This is a genomic window from Pseudoalteromonas sp. SIMBA_162 (assembly GCF_046535955.1).
In the GTDB taxonomy this organism is placed as follows: domain Bacteria; phylum Pseudomonadota; class Gammaproteobacteria; order Enterobacterales; family Alteromonadaceae; genus Pseudoalteromonas; species Pseudoalteromonas marina.
On sequence record NZ_JAWJBQ010000329.1, the window covers coordinates 1 to 276 of the forward strand.

Consider the following 276-nt stretch of genomic DNA (forward strand, 5'->3'; position numbering starts at 1 on the left):
GGAACGGCCGGACGAGCGCTTCGAACTGCCGCCGTCCAGCCATTTCCGTGGCGAGCGCGCCTCGGTGCAGATCTGGTCGCTGGCCGACCGGCGCCTGGCGCTGCGTTCGCCGGAATCGCCGGCCCAGCCGCTCAATCCGCATTTCGATGATGGCTTCCGCGACAGTGTGATCGACGGCATGCGCTGGCGCGTGTATTTGCTCAGCGACGCCTCCGGTCAGGTGCAGGTGCAGTTGGCCCGCGCCGACAGCGTGCTGCGGGCCGAAACGGTGGCCGC

General features: G+C 69.6%; 1 protein-coding gene. It reads left to right on the plus strand.

Going from position 1 to position 276, the window contains the following annotated elements:
• Positions 1 to 276 (plus strand): hypothetical protein (locus R0J88_RS19910; protein WP_410900863.1); only part of this gene is annotated, 276 nt, incomplete at both ends.